At 39.9% G+C, this 17,175-nt stretch carries 13 protein-coding genes; 9 read left to right on the forward strand and 4 right to left on the reverse strand.

Annotation, left to right across the window (positions count from 1 at the left end; genetic code table 11):
- Window positions 1–5 precede the first annotated feature (5 nt).
- A complete protein-coding gene (thiL, locus tag QZU45_RS05870) occupies window positions 6–1,001 on the forward strand; it encodes a thiamine-phosphate kinase (protein WP_295352786.1) in 996 nt (331 codons plus the stop codon).
- A 23-nt stretch (window positions 1,002–1,024) separates the two neighbouring features.
- Window positions 1,025–1,807 (forward strand): FKBP-type peptidyl-prolyl cis-trans isomerase, encoded by a 783-nt coding sequence (locus QZU45_RS05875; RefSeq protein ID WP_295352789.1) that lies wholly within the window; start codon window positions 1,025–1,027, stop codon window positions 1,805–1,807.
- Window positions 1,808–1,946: 139 nt separating this feature from the next.
- On the opposite strand, the gene QZU45_RS05880 is transcribed toward QZU45_RS05875, so the two are convergent.
- Genes QZU45_RS05880 through QZU45_RS05890 form a run of 3 tightly spaced genes read right to left on the reverse strand, consistent with a single transcriptional unit; the run spans window position 1,947 to window position 4,351 of the window.
- Window positions 1,947–2,855: a hypothetical protein gene (locus tag QZU45_RS05880; RefSeq protein WP_295352791.1), complete on the reverse strand. Its 909-nt coding sequence runs from the start codon at window positions 2,853–2,855 to the stop codon at window positions 1,947–1,949.
- A 29-nt stretch (window positions 2,856–2,884) separates the two neighbouring features.
- Window positions 2,885–3,799 (reverse strand): site-specific tyrosine recombinase, encoded by a 915-nt coding sequence (locus QZU45_RS05885; protein WP_295352794.1) that lies wholly within the window; start codon window positions 3,797–3,799, stop codon window positions 2,885–2,887.
- 42 nt (window positions 3,800–3,841) lie between these two features.
- On the reverse strand, window positions 3,842–4,351 hold the full coding sequence (locus QZU45_RS05890; protein WP_295352797.1) for a pullulanase: 510 nt from the start codon (window positions 4,349–4,351) through the stop codon (window positions 3,842–3,844).
- Window positions 4,352–4,465: 114 nt separating this feature from the next.
- On the opposite strand from QZU45_RS05890, the gene coaE reads away from it, so the two are divergent.
- From coaE to QZU45_RS05915, 5 genes are all read left to right on the forward strand, one after another.
- Window positions 4,466–5,113, forward strand: coding sequence for a dephospho-CoA kinase (gene coaE, locus QZU45_RS05895; protein WP_295352800.1), 648 nt, complete (start codon window positions 4,466–4,468; stop codon window positions 5,111–5,113).
- 14 nt (window positions 5,114–5,127) lie between these two features.
- Entirely contained in the window at window positions 5,128–5,877 is a 750-nt protein-coding gene (gene zapD, locus QZU45_RS05900) for a cell division protein ZapD (protein ID WP_295352803.1), read from the forward strand.
- A 5-nt stretch (window positions 5,878–5,882) separates the two neighbouring features.
- Entirely contained in the window at window positions 5,883–6,200 is a 318-nt protein-coding gene (locus QZU45_RS05905; RefSeq protein WP_295352806.1) for a DNA gyrase inhibitor YacG, read from the forward strand.
- 22 nt (window positions 6,201–6,222) lie between these two features.
- Window positions 6,223–8,967, forward strand: coding sequence for an LPS assembly protein LptD (gene lptD, locus QZU45_RS05910; protein WP_295352809.1), 2,745 nt, complete (start codon window positions 6,223–6,225; stop codon window positions 8,965–8,967).
- Between the two features lie 114 nt (window positions 8,968–9,081).
- Window positions 9,082–10,500: a peptidylprolyl isomerase gene (locus QZU45_RS05915; protein WP_295352813.1), complete on the forward strand. Its 1,419-nt coding sequence runs from the start codon at window positions 9,082–9,084 to the stop codon at window positions 10,498–10,500.
- A 115-nt stretch (window positions 10,501–10,615) separates the two neighbouring features.
- On the opposite strand, the gene QZU45_RS05920 is transcribed toward QZU45_RS05915, so the two are convergent.
- Window positions 10,616–15,364: an AarF/UbiB family protein gene (locus tag QZU45_RS05920; protein WP_295352815.1), complete on the reverse strand. Its 4,749-nt coding sequence runs from the start codon at window positions 15,362–15,364 to the stop codon at window positions 10,616–10,618.
- 615 nt (window positions 15,365–15,979) lie between these two features.
- Here QZU45_RS05920 and rsmA point away from each other — a divergent pair.
- Entirely contained in the window at window positions 15,980–16,777 is a 798-nt protein-coding gene (gene rsmA / locus QZU45_RS05925; protein WP_295352835.1) for a 16S rRNA (adenine(1518)-N(6)/adenine(1519)-N(6))-dimethyltransferase RsmA, read from the forward strand.
- Window positions 16,777–17,175, forward strand: a 399-nt coding sequence (locus tag QZU45_RS05930; protein ID WP_295352838.1) for a hypothetical protein, incomplete at its 3' end; no start/stop codon positions are given. The genes rsmA and QZU45_RS05930, both read left to right, overlap by 1 nt.

Consider the following 17,175-nt stretch of genomic DNA (forward strand, 5'->3'; position numbering starts at 1 on the left):
GACAAGTGGCTATTAGTGAATTTGAACTAATAAAAAAGTACTTCACCTCCAATGACAGAGGTGAAGGAATTTCTCTCGGAATTGGTGACGACTGCGCACTAATCAGTATTCCTTCAGAGTATGAGCTGGCGATTACAACTGATACTCAAAATGAAGGAATTCATTTTTTTAAAAATACTTCCCCTTTCCTTCTAGGATACAAATCTCTTCTGGTAAATATTTCAGACCTTGCCGCAATGGGAGCCAAGCCTTACTGCTTTACTCTGTCTATCAATATGCCAGATGCTGATGAGAGCTTTTTGGAGGAGTTCTCAAGAGGACTTTATTCTCTAGCCTCAAAGTTAAATCTTCCTTTGATTGGAGGTAATACTAGTAAAGGTCCGCTGTCTATTTCCATAAGTGCCTATGGGCTGATAAAAAAGGGCTGTGCCATGAAAAGAGCAAATGCAAAGGAAAACGACGGTATATATATAACCGGAACCTTAGGTCTTCCTGCCTTTGCGGTTGACCTTGGCTACAGAAGCGCTCACATCTGCAGGCTTATGGAAAAACTAAGCCTTAACAAAGAATATGATAGTATTTTTAATCACTGTTATGAAAAGGGAATGCTGATTGATAACAGATGTGCTTTTGCCTCTGCTCTAAGTGAAATTAGCTCCTGCGCAATCGATATTTCCGACGGACTTATAGGTGATCTGTCTCATATTCTCAAGTCATCTAAGGTCGGAGCTGAGATTAACCTGGAAGAACTGCCAAAACCACCAGAATTTGAAGAATACAACCTACCGGATGACTATCAGGAGCATCTGTGTTTGTACGGTGGTGGTGATTACGAATTACTATTTACCATGAATGAATCTTTTGAAAACAGACTCAATACTCTTGCCCATAGTTTTAATGTACCGGTAAAACGTATCGGAACCATTAAAAATGGTACTTTAGAATTGAGAAAACATGGTAAAATGGTCGATTATAGAGAAAAACCTTTCGAACATTTTTAATAAGAACAATAATGGAGAAAAACTTGAATAAGTTATTTGCAAAAACTGCTATGGCAACAATTGTAGCAGCTTCAGTACTAACCCTAAGCGCATGCGACCACAAATATCAGTTAAACGAAGGTTCAAAGGCTCAGGCATCTAATGTATTAACCAAAGACAGCTCATTTGAGCAGAAAGCAGCCTATGCAATCGGTGCTTCTTTAGGTGAGTACGTATTTCAGATGAAAAAGAACCAGGAGCAGCTGATCGGAGAGATCCCTTCAGATGTAGTTATCGCCGGTTTCACAGATGGTGTTAATTCAGTTTCATCTTTAAAGAGAGAAGAGATTGAGACCATTCTTAAGGATTTAGACAAGAAGATTCAGGAGAAGATCGAGGTTGAGACAAAGAAAGCTGCTGAAGATAATCTGAATGCCGGCAAGAAATTCCTAGATGAGAATGCCAAGAAGGAAGGTGTTGTAACTACCAAGTCTGGCTTACAGTACAAGGTAATCAAGCAGGGTGAAGGTCCTAAGGCTGTTAAGGGCGATACCATCAGCGTAACCTACAAGGGTTCAACCATTGACGGCAACGTATTCGACGAGCAGACCAAGCCAGTAGATTTCCCTCTGGACAACATGATCCCAGGCTGGATTGAAGGTCTACAGTTAATGAACGTTGGTTCAGAGTACGAACTGTACATCCCTGCATCTCTTGGTTATGGTGAGAATGCTGTTGGCCAGTTCATCAAGCCAAATTCAGTTCTTGTATTCAATGTTAAGCTTGTTGATATCAAGAAGGCTGAAGAGAAGAAAGACAACAAGTAATCTTTCACTTAGAAACAGTTCACACAAGGATGGGCTCAGTCCCATCCTTTCTTATCTTTGCCGCCGGAAGCCCCCTTGAACCTTCGCATAATCGGTATTTATACCCTTTCTGAACCTTCGCATAAAAAAAACACTGGCTCTAAAGCTTTCTTGCTTTCACTTTTATAGTCTTAAGTTCAGCAGCTGAGTACCATTTAGGTATTGGTTTTAAGAAATCAGAAAAATCATCGCGAATACGATCCACATTCTGCTGCATCTTAATAAACATGGATTTGCTTTTAGATGCAACCTTGCCACTCTTCCATAGAGAATACATGGCACTGTAAAGAGCAAAGCGGGTCCAGAATACAGAAGGGATCACTCCTGAAAAATAGCCATCCACAACCCCGGCGCAGAATAGAGGATAAAGACCGGCAGTCTCAAACTCCAGCATTGCAAAATCTTCGCAGGCATCACCTGGGCCATATGTATAGGAAGGAAGCAGAATGAGTGAGGAGTCACGGGTAATCAGAACTTTACCGTGATTTAGGGAACCATACCGCATGACGGTTCTAAACACACTGAAATTGTCAAAGCGCTGAGATATAGCCTCAAGTGCATATTTATCGTTTTTAAAATGCGGCAGAGCTGAGATGTATTCTGCAAGATTCTCCATAAAACTTTCATGACGGTTTACGGCCTTTTCACTTTGAGCTTTTGACAAAGGAACAGAATGCATCTCCTTAAGAATACGGCCTAGCTTTCGTCCGGTAGCATACTGCCATTCTTTGGGTACCACAGATAGGAAGTCAGTAAGAAAGCCGGACTCACTGTAGGAAAAAAGAGCAGTACAGAGATTATTCTCATCACCACTGTTAAAACTTATGGGTTCTGGAAAATGATCTTTTAGTTCAGGGTGGAAGAAACTGGCGCACATATAGGCCTTTTTGATTCGAGCCTCTGCAGTTTTCTTTCCCTGAAGACAAAGAAACTGACTGCTTCCGTTTTTTACAACAGAATAGTCAATCTTATTTTTATCAGTAAAAAGATTTCTATATGTAAGCTTCATAACTCGAAACAAAAATACTTAATCTATTCTTATTCTACAGTATTTTTCTTTGAGCGAGGATGAGCCTTATCATAAACCTGATGTAAACGTGCTGTTGCCACATGCGTGTAGATCTGAGTAGTCAGAAGACTTGAGTGACCTAGAAGCATCTGAACTGATCTTAAATCGGCATCATGATTAAGAAGATGTGTGGCAAAGGCATGCCTGAAGGTATGTGGAGACACATTTGAAGTAATACCAAGTTCACTGCAGTAGCTTTTTATTCTGTACCAGAAAGCATTTCTGGTCATGGGAGCAATGCCCTTTCCCGATAGAAAAATATAGGGACAGCTACCTTTGGGATCTTTGGTCTTTCTCAACGTTGAGACGTAGGTGTCAATCCAGTAAAGAGCAGATTCTGCCAGAGGAACCAGTCGTTCCTTATCTCCCTTACCTCTTACAATGATAAAACCGTCTGAGAAATTCACGTTATCAAACTTTAATGATACCAGCTCACTTACACGAAGACCTGTAGCATACAGGGTTTCCAGCATAGCCTTATCTCTTAAACCGGTGTGACTGCCAGGATCAGGAGCATTAAGAAACGCCTCTACACTGGCTTCAGACAGAACCGTTGGGATATGCCTTATAAGTTTTGGATTTTCAATATGAGCACATGGATCAACTTCAATCTGATGATCTGTTTTCAGATAAACACAGGCACAGCGAAGGGAAACAAGAAAACGGGCTACCGAGGAAGGTTCCCAGTTTTCCTTATTCTTAAGAAAATTCTCAATATCCCCAGCTGTAAAGGGAAGAATTCTAGAATTAGTCTGAGTAAGATAAGTAAAGAAAAGTCTAACATCACTCAGGTATGACTTTATAGTGGAATCAGACATACCCTTTTCAAGCAGAAGAAAATCACTAAAGCCTACAAGAATACGTTCTGATTCATCAATACTCATACCAGGGAAAAACTCTCAGAAGATGCTTTACAAAAAAACAATCTAATTTGCCCTTGATAGCTTCATCAGCTGTGACATTGACAGCAGTGAGCGATGGGAGGTCTTCTGTACACTGGCATAGAAACTGCTGCCATTCTTTATCAGACAGAATCTGTATACACCGTCTGATTTTGGATAGAAGCTAACCTCTTCGAATTTTGAATTGGAAGAAAGCTCAATCGGAGCTGAACCTTCATGAAGAACTCCTGGAGGATTTCTGTAACCGAAGTTTGAACCGTCAGTCCAGTCAGCATCGGCAAACTTGAACTTATATGGGGCCCAGTCAGCACGCAGAGTTGCTACTGTGCAGTAGGTATCCTCATCATCCTTACGTAAACGGTATGACTCTGATACCTCATAATCATTCATTTCCCCTCTAAGATATACAGCTTTGCTGTTAACAGAAAAGCTGCCAGGAACCAGAGATGCTACAGGAGCGTTGTTTGAAGAACATGATGTCAGTAAAAAAGCTGCAGCAACTGAGGTTATCATTATTTTTTTAGTAGAATTCACGATAAACCCAATTTAAACTTAATAGTAGTAAACTTAAAAATCTCCGCTTATTTTACACATAATTTAGATAAAAAGAGATAAGCTACAAAATAAAATTTGAAAGAGCCTTTGTTTATGGAAACAGCAGAAGCAGAATCAGAGAAAAGACCATTTGTGGTAGGACTGACCGGAGGCATTGCCTGCGGAAAAACCTCAATTGCATCCCTTTTTGCATCACTGGGAGTTCCTGTAGTGGATGCGGATAAAGTTGCCAGAGACGTGGTTAAAGTAGGAAGTCCGCTTCTGAAAGTGCTGGCAGGAGAATTCGGTGAAGATATCTTAAAAGAGGACGGATCACTAAACCGCCGCAGACTCAGAGAAATAGTATTTGATCCGCATGACAAGAGTAAGCTTCTGGTACTAAACAGCCTAATGGCACCAGCAATTCACAAGGAACTGAAGAAGCAGATCTTCAGTTATCACTCAGACTACGTTATCGCCATGATTCCCCTGCTCTTTGAACATAAACTCGAATTTCTTGTGGACAGAATTCTGGTAGTGGACGTGGATGACGACCTGCAGCTCAAACGAGTAATGGCAAGAGACAATATTTCAATAGAACTGGCACGTTCAATGATTGAAAATCAGGTAAGCAGAGAATACAGAGTAAAAAAAGCAGATGATTTGATCGAATCTGACGATTCTCCCTTAGATAAAAAGCTCAATGTCGTGCTAAAATTACACAATGAATATAAACACATGTCATCACAGGTAAAAAGATAGAGATTCTTTGGATCATGTTTAATTACGATTTCCCTTTAAGTTCTAGAGCAAGAACATATTTAAAACTCGAACGCGTCATCAAAAGTGCCGAAGAATGTACTGATTTAGACTCAATTCAGCATGTAATGTTTGCACTACGCTGTATTGTTGATTTCATAGACCTTGTAGACGGCTCGAGTGCCATAAAGATTGATCTTTTAAAAGATCTTGATAGATGCGACGGTCAGCTAAGAAACTGGCTTGAGGATCCAGAGTGTGATACAGAATATGTTTCCTCCCTTAGAGATAAGATTAAATATGCAAAAGATTTTCTAGATACATTCACCAGACAGAGAACTGTTCTAAAGGATGATCCGATTATTGAACTTATCAAACCAAGATTTCTGACTCCTGGAGGCATAAACTGTTTCGATACACCAATGTTTGATTTCTGGATTCATCAGCCTTTAGAAGTTAAGAAGAATCGTTTAGAAGCATGGATGCACGAACTAGACTGCATCAAAGTTCCGGTTTACACAATTCTGTACCTGTGGCGTTTATGTGCAAATCCTACAGATAAGATTGCAAAAAGCGGATTCATGCAGGAAACCGCTGATACATGTGATCTAATTAACATACAGTATGATTCTTCCATACAGGCCTATCCAGTTGTAAGCGGATTCCAGTCAAGAGTAAACATCCGATTCCTTCCTTTTGAAAAAGGAGCTCCTGTTGGAGATATACCATTTAAAATCGCTTACATCAAAGGCAACTTACAACAATAAAAAAAATGAGTTTAAGAGATTTACTACCAGAAGGTACATTTGATGAAATCCTTGAGGAAGCACATCTTGCTCCTGAAGATTTAAATACAGATGTAAAAAACGATAATGAGCCGGTGAAGGTAAAATGCCCTACCTGCAACAGAGAGGTTATTTACGATAAAAGTAATCCTTTCCGTCCTTTCTGTTCACAAAGATGCAGAATGGCAGAACTTGGTGCCTGGGTATCAAACAAGAGATTCATCAAAGGAACATCCCTGGATCAGGATGAAGATGGCGGCGATATAAACAACGTAGAATTCAGAAGCTGCCAGGATAGAGACTAACAATAATTAACAGGATTTTACCTTGAAAACAGCAGGGAAACAAAAAATTGCACTTGCCACACTTTCAGTAGCTGTAAGTCTGGCACTGTGTTCATCAGCATATGCAGATATTCAGTCAGAACAGCAGGAAACAATATCTGGAAGTGTTGTCAAAGGTGGCTATGTTGAAACAGCAAACAACTCAAAGAATGACGATAAAACTGTAGTTTCTTCAAAGTATGACGTTGAAACTAAAGTGGTCAAGGAAAATGAATTTCTAAGAATAGAAAAAACCACCAATTTTTCAACAAAAACCATGGAGAAGATGAATACTTCTGCTGCTGAAGAATATCTTCTCAACAGAAACTACGCTGAAAGCTCAACCTTCCCTATGAGGCTTATCAAAAGAATAAACCAACCATGGAGAGCAGCTCCTAGCTCTCCTATCTCGGGACAGTCAATAGATTGTTTCTATGGGGTTCCATCTTATCGTGCCCCAATGAAGTATGATGTTCATACCGAACCTGTTACCGTCACATCAGACAAGGTATCAGGAGACATCTCCCAGAAAGACAAACAGGTTCTGACCTACACAGGAAAGGTTGAGATAGTGCAGGGAGACAAGAAAATTCTTGCAGACAAGGCTACCTACAATGGAGAGAATAAAACTCTGACCGCAGAAGGTAGCTCCACCATAAGCTCTGGTCAGTACACAACCACCTCAAAAGATCCAGTGGAATACAATCTTGAGAAAAAAACTGTAAAGGGCACCAATACTGTTTATCAGTTAAACGGCTCTGTGCTCAATGGCGATGCTGATGAATATGAGTTTGACAATGCAAAAGGAACAAAAATTTTAAGAGGAGCAACACTATCAGGCTGTCCGGCAGACAAACGCTCCTGGCATATGTCCTCCACTTCTGTTGAAATTGATGATGGAGACAGTTTTGGTTCTGCCTGGAATGATGTTTTCTACGTAGGAAAAGTTCCTGTATTCTACACTCCTTATGCAAACTTCCCTGTAACCAACAAGAGAAAAACTGGTCTGCTGCCTGCAAGTGTTGAGTATAATACAGATGAAGGATTTGGCTATGAGTTGCCTTTGTATCTCAACCTTGCACCTAACTATGATGCAACCATAACCACAGGACACGATCCTGAACATGGAGATAAATACGATGCAGAAATCAGATATCTGCCATTTTCCAATTTCTCAGGATCCATTAAGGGAACCTATCTTCCAGATGATCCTAAGTTCACAAGAGTAGTAACCAATTCAAACGGACAAGCCTACACTCAAACAGGAAATTCTTCCGACCGAAAACGATGGTTCCTGAATCTAAAGGATTCTCTGACTTTTCTAGAGAATGATTTAGTATTCACTTTGGATTACTCAAAAGTAAGAGAAGGAGACTATACCTATCTTAGTGACATAACTCAAAAAGATGCCGCAGTTACCGACTCTAGTCTGGTTCAGTCTCTCCGAGGTGTCTATGATCAGGATAAATATGATGTGTCAGTGGAACTGAGAAAGTATCAGAATATGTACTCTACCTCTAGCTTCAATACCTATAAACCTTTTGCTATGCTGCCTCAGGTAAAACTGAGAGGGTATGATACATTCGGAAGATTCATCTATAAGATGCAAGGTGAAGCTACAAAATTCAGTATAGAAAAATACACCTCCGATAAAAAGAATCTTTATATGGACAGAATGCATCTGCAACCATCTATAAAATACAATGCATTTGATTCATATGGAACAACTGTAGATTTCGGAGCAACCGGTTTTCTAACACACTATAACCAGTCAGATCTAAAGTATTTAAGCAATGCCTATCAGCAGAGACTAGGCTATGCAAAAGTTCAGGATTCTCTAACCAGAAGTCTCTATCTTTTAGAGGCTAAGGCCAAGACGACTCTGGAACGTAAGGTTCTGGACATGAACCATACTCAGACCTTGGAGCCTGAATTAAAGTATATGTACATTCCATATAGGGATCAGAGAAATATTCCCCTGTATGACACCACCAGCAGATATGACGAGTACTACACTCTGTTCTCACCTATGCGTTATGCAGGTATCGACAGAATAGCAAATCTCAATACTGTTACAGCAGGATTTACAACCAGACTTTTAGACTCTCATGATCGCGAAGTCATGAGATTTTCTCTGGCCCAGGCTTACAACATGGACAAGCAGCGTGTAAAGCTTAACGAATACTACGCCTATAGCAATGAAAACAAACACACCAGTCCGATTGAAGCCAGCTTCAATGCAGATTACAAGTCTTTCAACTATCACGCTCAAGCTCAATATGATCCAGAGAATAACGAGTTCAATTCTTATAACGGCGGAATTCACTACACAAACAAAGCAACAGGCTTTAAGACAGGTGTTACCTACAGATATTTGAAAAATGGAAACTATCAGGTTGACAAGCCTAATATTGTAAGAAACCTGTCACAAGTTGGTGTAACAGCATCTTTACCAATGAATCCATATTGGACTCTGTTTGGAGCTTCATACAGAGATCTTGAGCAGAACTACAACATTGATACCAAGCTGGGCATCAGATATGACGAATGCTGCTACTCTATTGCTCTAGTGTATGAGAATTACCTCAAATACGACTGGACAAAAAGACGTCATGAAAATGATATGATCATCGGGCTGAACGTCGAATTCAAGGGATTCTACTCTATCAATATTCGCAAGATATCAGATGTAAGAGGAACCAATACCCACTATCTGCCAGACGTAATTCCTAACAATCTTAACAGATAATATAAGATTGACTGGAATTTAGATTAAATATTAGGCAATATAGATGAATATTGTGTAAACAACAGAATAAAAAATAATATAAAGGAGGCGAATTGCTTTTCTCCTGTTGGAGGATTGTTATCGCGATTACGTATGAGAATAAAACAGACATTTACAAAGCTTTCTTTAATTGCAATGTTTGGCGCATCTTTTGCCATAGCACCTACTCTGTCCTATGCAGAGGAAGAGGTAGCTTTAGATTCTACAGCCGCAGTTGTAAATGGAGGAATTATTCTTGAAAGTGATCTCAACCGTCACACTCGAGAACTACTGCAGAACTACAAGACTCACGGTGCACAGGTTGATGAGTTAACCGCAAGACGTCAGGCTCTGCAGTCACTGATTACCCGTTCGCTGATTCTTCAGCTGGCACAAAGCAACGGTGCAGATATTCCTGATATGCAGCTTGATTCAATCTTAAAGCAGACCGCCTTAAGACACAACACTTCTCCAGAGAAGATCCTAGCCTCATACGGAAACATTCCTGAGTCTCAGGCAAGACAGAAGTTCAAGGAAGACTATCTTATCAATGAAGTCAGACGTTCATCTGTAAGACAGAGAATCAATATTTCAGAAAGTGAAATCAATTCCTACGCCAAGGCTTTAAAGGAAAGAGGAAGTGTTGAACCAATGTATCATCTGGGGCAGGTTATAATTCCATTGTCCTCAAATCCAACCGAACAGGAATACCGTCGTGCCCAGGCAAATGCACAGACAGCTTTAAAGGAAATCCGTTCCGGAGCCAATGTTGAAGAGGTTGCAGCAAAGTACGCCGTGGGTTCACAGAGTGCAGATCTTGGCTATCAGCCAGAGACCGCAATTCCACTGCCATTCCTGCCTGCACTGGTTAACGCTAAGCCTGGCGCTGTGGTAGGTCCTTTCAGATCCTCTATTGGTCTTCACATTCTAAAGCTATATGATGTTACCAAGAATGCAATTACTCCAATCAAGACCTACAGAGCTTCTCATATTCTGATCAAGACCTCAATCATCTTCTCTGATGAAGCTGCAATTGCTAAGCTAAATTCAATTATGGATGACGTAAAGGCTGGAAAAATCACTTTTGCTGATGCTGCCAAGAAATACTCAGAAGATCCTGGTTCAGCAGTTCAGGGCGGTGATTTAGGCTATCAGTCACTAGATGCCTACGATCCAGGCTTTGCTGCCGGTATTGCAGCCCTGTCTGTAGGTCAGTACAGTGAACCGGTTAAATCCAGCTACGGCTGGCACATCATTCATCTTGATGACGTCAAGATTGATAAGGATTCCCTAAGCGCATACAAGGATAAGGCCGCATCAATCATCTTTGAAAGAGAATTTGCAGAAGCTGTTGCCTATTGGGAGAGAGGTCTTAGAGAGAGTGCCTATATCCACGTTATTGATCCTGAGCTTGTTCGTGCAGGAGCAGGAATCGAGATGGAGAATACTACTATAGGACAGCCACAGCAGAATCAGGATGGCAAGATTTCTCAGGGATCTGTTTATATGAATTAAGAGAATTATCTTGTTCTTTTTAAGATATATAAATCTTCAGCGCCGATAACTATTTATCAGCGCTGATTTTTTTGTGTCAGGAAAATCAGAGATTTTCGAGAATATTAAAAAACTACTAATTATTGTTATTATTTTTGTCAAACGAGTTTCCAACAATCGTGAAATAATCTCTAGCACCGCCAATGTTAAAGGTTAGAGATAGTGCGTTGTAACCAAGCTCTCCTCCGAACGAAATTGCGTTTTTAATAGTTTGAGCATCTGTTTCACCACTAATCTTATTTTGCACCAGCTCTAGTGTAGCTGTTGTAAAATCCTGTTTCTTATCAATAAGACCAGGAAGCTTACCATTAGGTATTTTTTCCGGCAAGGTCTTAGCTGATTCAATCATACGCTGCTTGATGATGTTAGCCATCTTCAGACGCAGATCCATATATGCTGCAACGTTAGGATCCTTGCTTAGTTCAGCGATTGTCTTACGGTTTTCAAGATGCGTATCAAAGTTGCCCTCATCATTTCTATATGAGGTTATAGAATATTCACAGTCATGAAGCTTTTTCAGGTTTTCATCACTTACTTTGCTGCGGACCTCCAGAAATTGTTTATGCAGCTCATACAGAGGATCAGCCTCTTTTGGAGATTTCAGATAATTACCGTAAACCATGTCTTGAAGCTTTTTATTCTCTTCTTTTCTACCGACAAACTTGATAATTCTGTTTTCCCACATTTCATTCAGTGAATATTTAAAACCAGAATCAACGCGCAGCAGAATGTTAGTCATCTGAATCTCAGATTTTCTGTATTTTTCATATTCCTTCTGAATTTCCTTTTTATGTGCCATGAAAGCTTCAAAATCGGCCTTATCAAACGCCTGATTTGGAGCTAAATCATATTGCTGATGCTCCGCTAGGTCCTGAACAATTTTTTCATTGGCCTTATAGTCGTAATTAAGTATCGTTACAACCTCATCAACTCTTTTTTGAGTAATTGTAATTCCATTCAGGACTGAGTCTCTAATCAAATTATAACAAGGGTCTGCTCCTGTAGTAATATTATCCAGATGATATGAATCAAGCATATTGCCAATTTCATCCATTAAGACATTAAGCTCATCAATACCGTTTGCAAGACGCTTTTCACTCTCCGCCATATTACTGATAGCACCTGGAATTGTGATACCAGCCTGCTGCAGCTTTTTAATCAGAAGAGAAAGGCGGATGCCGACTTCACTCTTTGTTCCCTTTAGCAGAATTGGCTTAATCACATTGTCTGTAAGCTCTTTTTCTCTTTTCTCAAAAATCTTGCGATCTTCTTCAGAAAGTAAAGCTTTAAAGCCCTCAATAAACATACTTACGGTATGTTTTTCAATGGTAGGCTTCTCCTGTGGTGTTGCCTCGAACTGATAAATGCCTCCGAAAGAACATGCAACATTAATCTTAAGAAGGGCATTGGTCTGTGCCTTAGTAAGCTGAGAAGCATTACCATAGTCAATGATGGTAATCTTGGTCTTGGACTGAGGATCTGAAGGATCAGCAGGAGCCACCATCAGGTTACCTGGATGCATATCGCCATGGAAGAAGCCTTCAGTACCAAAAATAGATTTGTTAATCCATTTCTTTGCAGTTACGCCAAGAGAGGTATTGATATCAGCCATCTGCTTTAACAGAGTCTGCATTTCACGTCGGTTATTTATGTATTCATCCACAGTCTTCGCAGTGGTTCTCTTGAGCTCATCAATACGAGCTTTTACAGTCTTGATGTAACGATCAAGAGTATCACCTGGAGCAAGCTTAATCAGCATTGAAGTCTCTGTAGCAGGAACTCCGTCTACAAGTGACATGGTTTCAACTCTGTCACTATCAATTCCATCTGAGTAGACCTGCTGTCCAAGTTTAATATTGTTAGCCTCAAGCTCCAGACTGAATTCCTTTTTATACTGCTCATACAGTCCCTTGTAGGTATCCGCCATTCCAGGAATACCTCTGGCCTCGATCATAAACTGCTCGAATTCTCGTTTAGTCTTAACTGAAACTTCAGGACGTATTACCTTTAATACCGCATCATAAGGCTCTCCCTGTGCAGGAGTAACTGTTACCAGAAAAGCCTGACCGACAGATGCCGCACCCAGAGGCTTTTTAATGCTCATACTCTTAATGGTGTTGTTTGAATTATCCACAATCTTAAGCATCTGAGCCTGAACATATTTAGGATCAATCGGACTTAAATTGGACTTCATGTCATCAAGAGCTGTCTTAAAATCCTGATCCATACCAGGAAGCTCAAGTCCCTGCAGCAGTTTGTGCATCAGAGGACCGGCACCTTTGAGCATAGCGCCAAGCTTTGCTGCTTCAGATGTCTTATCATCTGAATAACGGATCATTGATGAAATCATAGAACGCTTGTCAACCTGCCTGGTCTTTAAAAGTGAAGGCAGTTCAGAGTTAAAACGATTGGCCTCACGAATAGAACTGATTGCCTGATTTACAAGATTCTTCTGCGCATCAGAAAGATCTGCAGGAAGCTTAGGGTTGACATCCTTTGAGGCTGCCAGAGTTTCGGCCAGAGTCTTAAGCTCAGGAGTAATACCTTCAGGCATCTTTGCTTCCATATGCTGGGTGCTGAAATAGCTCATCAGCACATTCTTTATAAGTTTACCCATACCAGGTTTATCAAATTCATCTGGTTCTGAAGCCATCTGAGATAATGATGGCGACTTAAGATCAATATTAAGGCCTTTTAACGGTTCATAATCAAGATAATCCTGGGACTGAGTCTGAAGTACCAGCTTGCCGTCTTTTTCCGCGGTAAACTTTGCTATCTGACTTTCAAGATACTCAACTGTAAAAATAGGCTCAAAGGCCTTCTCTGAAATTTCATTTTCCAGAGCCTCCTCAAAATATTTACTGCCCTCGTCAGACATATAATTTTCAGGAGGTAATAATCCACACATGTTAATGTAACCATAATAGGCGTCCTTCAATCCTGTCAACATGCCATGCTTATTTCTATCACTAGGGTATAACGTAGCATTAACTTTCTGTATCTGCATAATAGACAGAATAACCTCTTTATAGGTTCTAAATAGCTCCTTATAAGCTTTAAACAATTCCTTACGTCTCTGCTCTTTCAGCTCTGCAGCTCTCTCAGGCTCATTCTGCAGCTGTTCAGGTGTTGGCTTAGGAGTTTTGACTATATCTGCAATAATCTTTCTAGGATCTCTATCTGGAATCGGAACAAAGCGTGATTTCTTATTTGCCTCATTGTTATTTAGAAGAGTTGCTGTAAACTTATCTTTTACAAGCTGCTGCTGTTCTTCAGCCACAAGAGTCGCAGCCTGGTTAACAGCCTTATCAATAGACTCCAAGGACTCAAACGGAGTCTTGGCAATTAGCCCCTTAACAATCTCAAGGTCGAGTACTACCTTATTACCTGCTACCATTGCTCCAAATTTCTGTTTGTCTTCCTCGCTGGAGAGCATCTTAAAATAATCAGTTGAGTATGACTTAAACACTCCCAGAAGAACAGGACCTAGAGTATTTCTGACACTTGCAGGTAAGGTCTCAAGAGCAAGACTTCCCTTGTTGTAACCTTCTTCTAATATAAGTTTTATAGCTTCAGGATGCTGCAGCATAACCTGTCTGATTCTGTTACCTTCCTTTCCTTCATTCATATCATAAAGTGAAGTATCAGCAGGCATAAACATATCTGCGAAGAAGTTATGAATCAGTTTCTGATTCTGGCTCATTCCCTCCTGAGGGTCGGTTCTGACCTGTCCGATATTGGAAATATCAACCTTGGAGTTAACTATATTTGGAGACTTTTCTAAAAGCGACTCGATCATCTGCATATCCTTGTCGGCCTCGATAGAGTTTACATTCTCAAGGATATGAGGTGTACTGTTATATCTTTTGATTTCAGCGCGAAGGCTGGCGGCGGTCATCTTTGGGTCAAGAATACTCTGAGCAGCCCAGTGACTTATTGTTCTGATGCCTATGTTATTAAGCTCGTTTGGATCAATTCCCAGTTTAGCTCTTAAGGCTTCTGCCATGAGCCCTCTGCTGATACAGGATTTCGGACTCTGCTCACTGGCTACAATCATCTGTTCCAGTGCACCGAAGGTACCTTTCTTGGCAGTCTTATCAGCATACTCGTCTGCAGCAATTTCCTGATTGTACAGTTCTGGATTGTTGATGATATCTTCCATAATCATGGCAGAGAATTTACTGGTAGTATCATTGATTTCCAGCCTTTTATCGACGTTATACTGTTTAAGAGCAGGCTGATTGTTTTCAATGATACTTTCATCAGTGATGTTATTTTCCCCCATGGTGTTGTAGTCAATGTAGCCTTGATTAAACTCTTCATCCAAAAAGTTATTATTCTGGATGATTTCCTCATTGTTGTTTACATCAATAATCAGATTCTCTTCAATGATATTGTTCTCTTCCTGAAGACCTTCAACACTCATAAAGAACTTACCCAGAGGATCACGACGGATCTCTACTGTAAAATCTCCAAGCACAAAGCCAAAGGTTGTTTCCTTGCCTGGAATTGAAGTCATAAGAGCGGTGGCAACTTTGACAGCAGCCTGACAGAGCTGCTTCTTTAATTCAGGAGACTCCTTATTAGTCTCAGGATCGATAATATGCAGTTCTGAAGGAGGAGTTTTTCCTGAGAGCAGTTCTGAAAACTTGTTAACCAGATTTTTTTCGGTTGCAGTAAAAACGTGAGGCTCTATGCTTTTAAAGCCTTTACCCTGATTATTAACCGCATTATTGTTATTAATGATTTCATTATTATTAACAATATTGTTGTTCTGAATGATATTAGAGTTATTGCTGTTTATAGAAATACGATTATCAGACATTTGAAAACTCCTTTACGGAAATCAGAATCTTATATAACTTCTAATCAGGGAAAAGGTTCTCTGTTCGAAGAATTTGTGTACTGATTAAAAATAAAATCTCTTGTACGCCCTTATTTGTAATAAGGAAAAACTAGCATTCTTTAAAAAGTATAGTTAAGTAAGTCATAGTCACACGATTTGGAATTTGTGTTTTTTGAACTTATCCAGATATTCTATATGTTGAATTTTTTTGTTATCGTCTATTGTATAGTTTATTATATTTTTTTTAATTTACGATATTATTTTATCTAATTTTTGAACTACGACTCATTTTTATACAATATAAAATAACAAGAGAATTTTGCAGGTAAATTCATATAGATAATAACAATTAACCTTTATAACCAATATTATCTGCGCTCTAATAGCTTTGATTAAAGGATAATTATTACAAGATATTTTTTAACTACAGCATGTAAGGAAGACGGACAATTGCAAGAGAGAAGCTTCTGTTTTGAAAATTAGTGACAGCGATCAAAAAAAAGTAAAATCGACTTAATCACTTCAAACTAGGTTATAATTCACTCAGCGCAGATGAACCCCAGCGCAGAATTTGTTTTTTATACAGGGAATAATATGGCACTACCACCAGTACACATGAAAGCTAGAAAACGCTTTGGTCAAAACTTTTTAGTAAATGATCATATCATTGGTCAGATTGTAGACGCTATCAACCCAAAGGAAGGAGAGAAGCTCGTTGAAATCGGACCTGGTCATGCAGCGCTAACAAGACCAGTGCTTGAGAGAGCAAAAACTCTAACCGCAATTGAGCTTGATAGAGATCTTGTTGAAATTCTGAAGCATGATCCTTTCCTAAAAGGTCTTACCATCATCGAAGGCGATGCCCTGAAGGTTGACTTTGAAAAGATTGAAGGTGCAGGCAACCTTAGAGTATTTGGTAATCTTCCTTATAACATTACCTCTCCAATTATTTTCCATCTGCTGTCTCAAAGAGGCATTATTGATATGCATTTCATGCTGCAGAAGGAAGTAGTTGAACGTCTTGCAGCAGCACCAAACAGTAAGGACTATGGAAGACTGACTGTAATGACACAGTTCCATGCCAATGTTATTCCGATGCTGATAGTTCCTCCTTCAGCCTTCAGACCAGCACCTAAGGTTACCTCCGCAGTAGTAAGACTGAAGCCAAAGAATCTTACTGAAGAGGAACGAGCACTGGTTCCTTATCTGAATAATGTAACCACTACCGCTTTCTCAGCCAGACGCAAGACCATCAGAAATGCCCTGTCAAAGTTCTTCACCGAGAACGAGATTATTGACATGGGACTAGATCCTATCATCCGAGCAGAGAACATCTCTGTTGAGAAATACGTTGAACTTGCAAAAGCTATAAAATACAGAGACAAAGTATAATGGCAAACTCACCTGTTTATGAACTATTAGAAAGAAACAGAGATATCTTTGAGAACAGAAACCTGATTATTGCAGGAGATGTTCTTGATCCAATGATTCTGTCTCTGGTAAAAAACAGTACACATGCAACTGTAATCTGCGATAACTATGTTGTTTGCAAGGCTATGGCTGCAATGATCGGACAGAATCTTAACTCTGACTGTCCTCAGATCATAAGCTACAAACATGTTGATCTGATTTTCTCGGATATTGAGTCCGCCCTGCCTCATGTTAAAACCGCAGATACCCTAATGCTGCTGCTTTCAAAAGCAAAACAGCAGACCGTAAAACTCATAAATCTGCTTGAAGCAAAACTTGAGAAAGGAGCTTATATCTATACAGCAGGAGCCAATGACGGT

It is taken from the genome of uncultured Succinivibrio sp. (assembly GCF_902756765.1).
Taxonomy (GTDB): domain Bacteria; phylum Pseudomonadota; class Gammaproteobacteria; order Enterobacterales; family Succinivibrionaceae; genus Succinivibrio.

Bases quoted from the DNA above. Each gene is read 5' to 3' on its own strand.
- QZU45_RS05880 (WP_295352791.1), bottom strand. From the start codon at position 2,855: ATGAAGCTTACATATAGAAATCTTTTTACTGATAAAAATAAGATTGAC.
- QZU45_RS05885 (WP_295352794.1), bottom strand. From the start codon at position 3,799: ATGAGTATTGATGAATCAGAACGTATTCTTGTAGGCTTTAGTGATTTT.
- coaE (WP_295352800.1), top strand. From the start codon at position 4,466: ATGGAAACAGCAGAAGCAGAATCAGAGAAAAGACCATTTGTGGTAGGA.
- zapD (WP_295352803.1), top strand. From the start codon at position 5,128: ATGTTTAATTACGATTTCCCTTTAAGTTCTAGAGCAAGAACATATTTA.
- QZU45_RS05905 (WP_295352806.1), top strand. From the start codon at position 5,883: ATGAGTTTAAGAGATTTACTACCAGAAGGTACATTTGATGAAATCCTT.
- QZU45_RS05920 (WP_295352815.1), bottom strand. From the start codon at position 15,364: ATGTCTGATAATCGTATTTCTATAAACAGCAATAACTCTAATATCATT.
- rsmA (WP_295352835.1), top strand. From the start codon at position 15,980: ATGGCACTACCACCAGTACACATGAAAGCTAGAAAACGCTTTGGTCAA.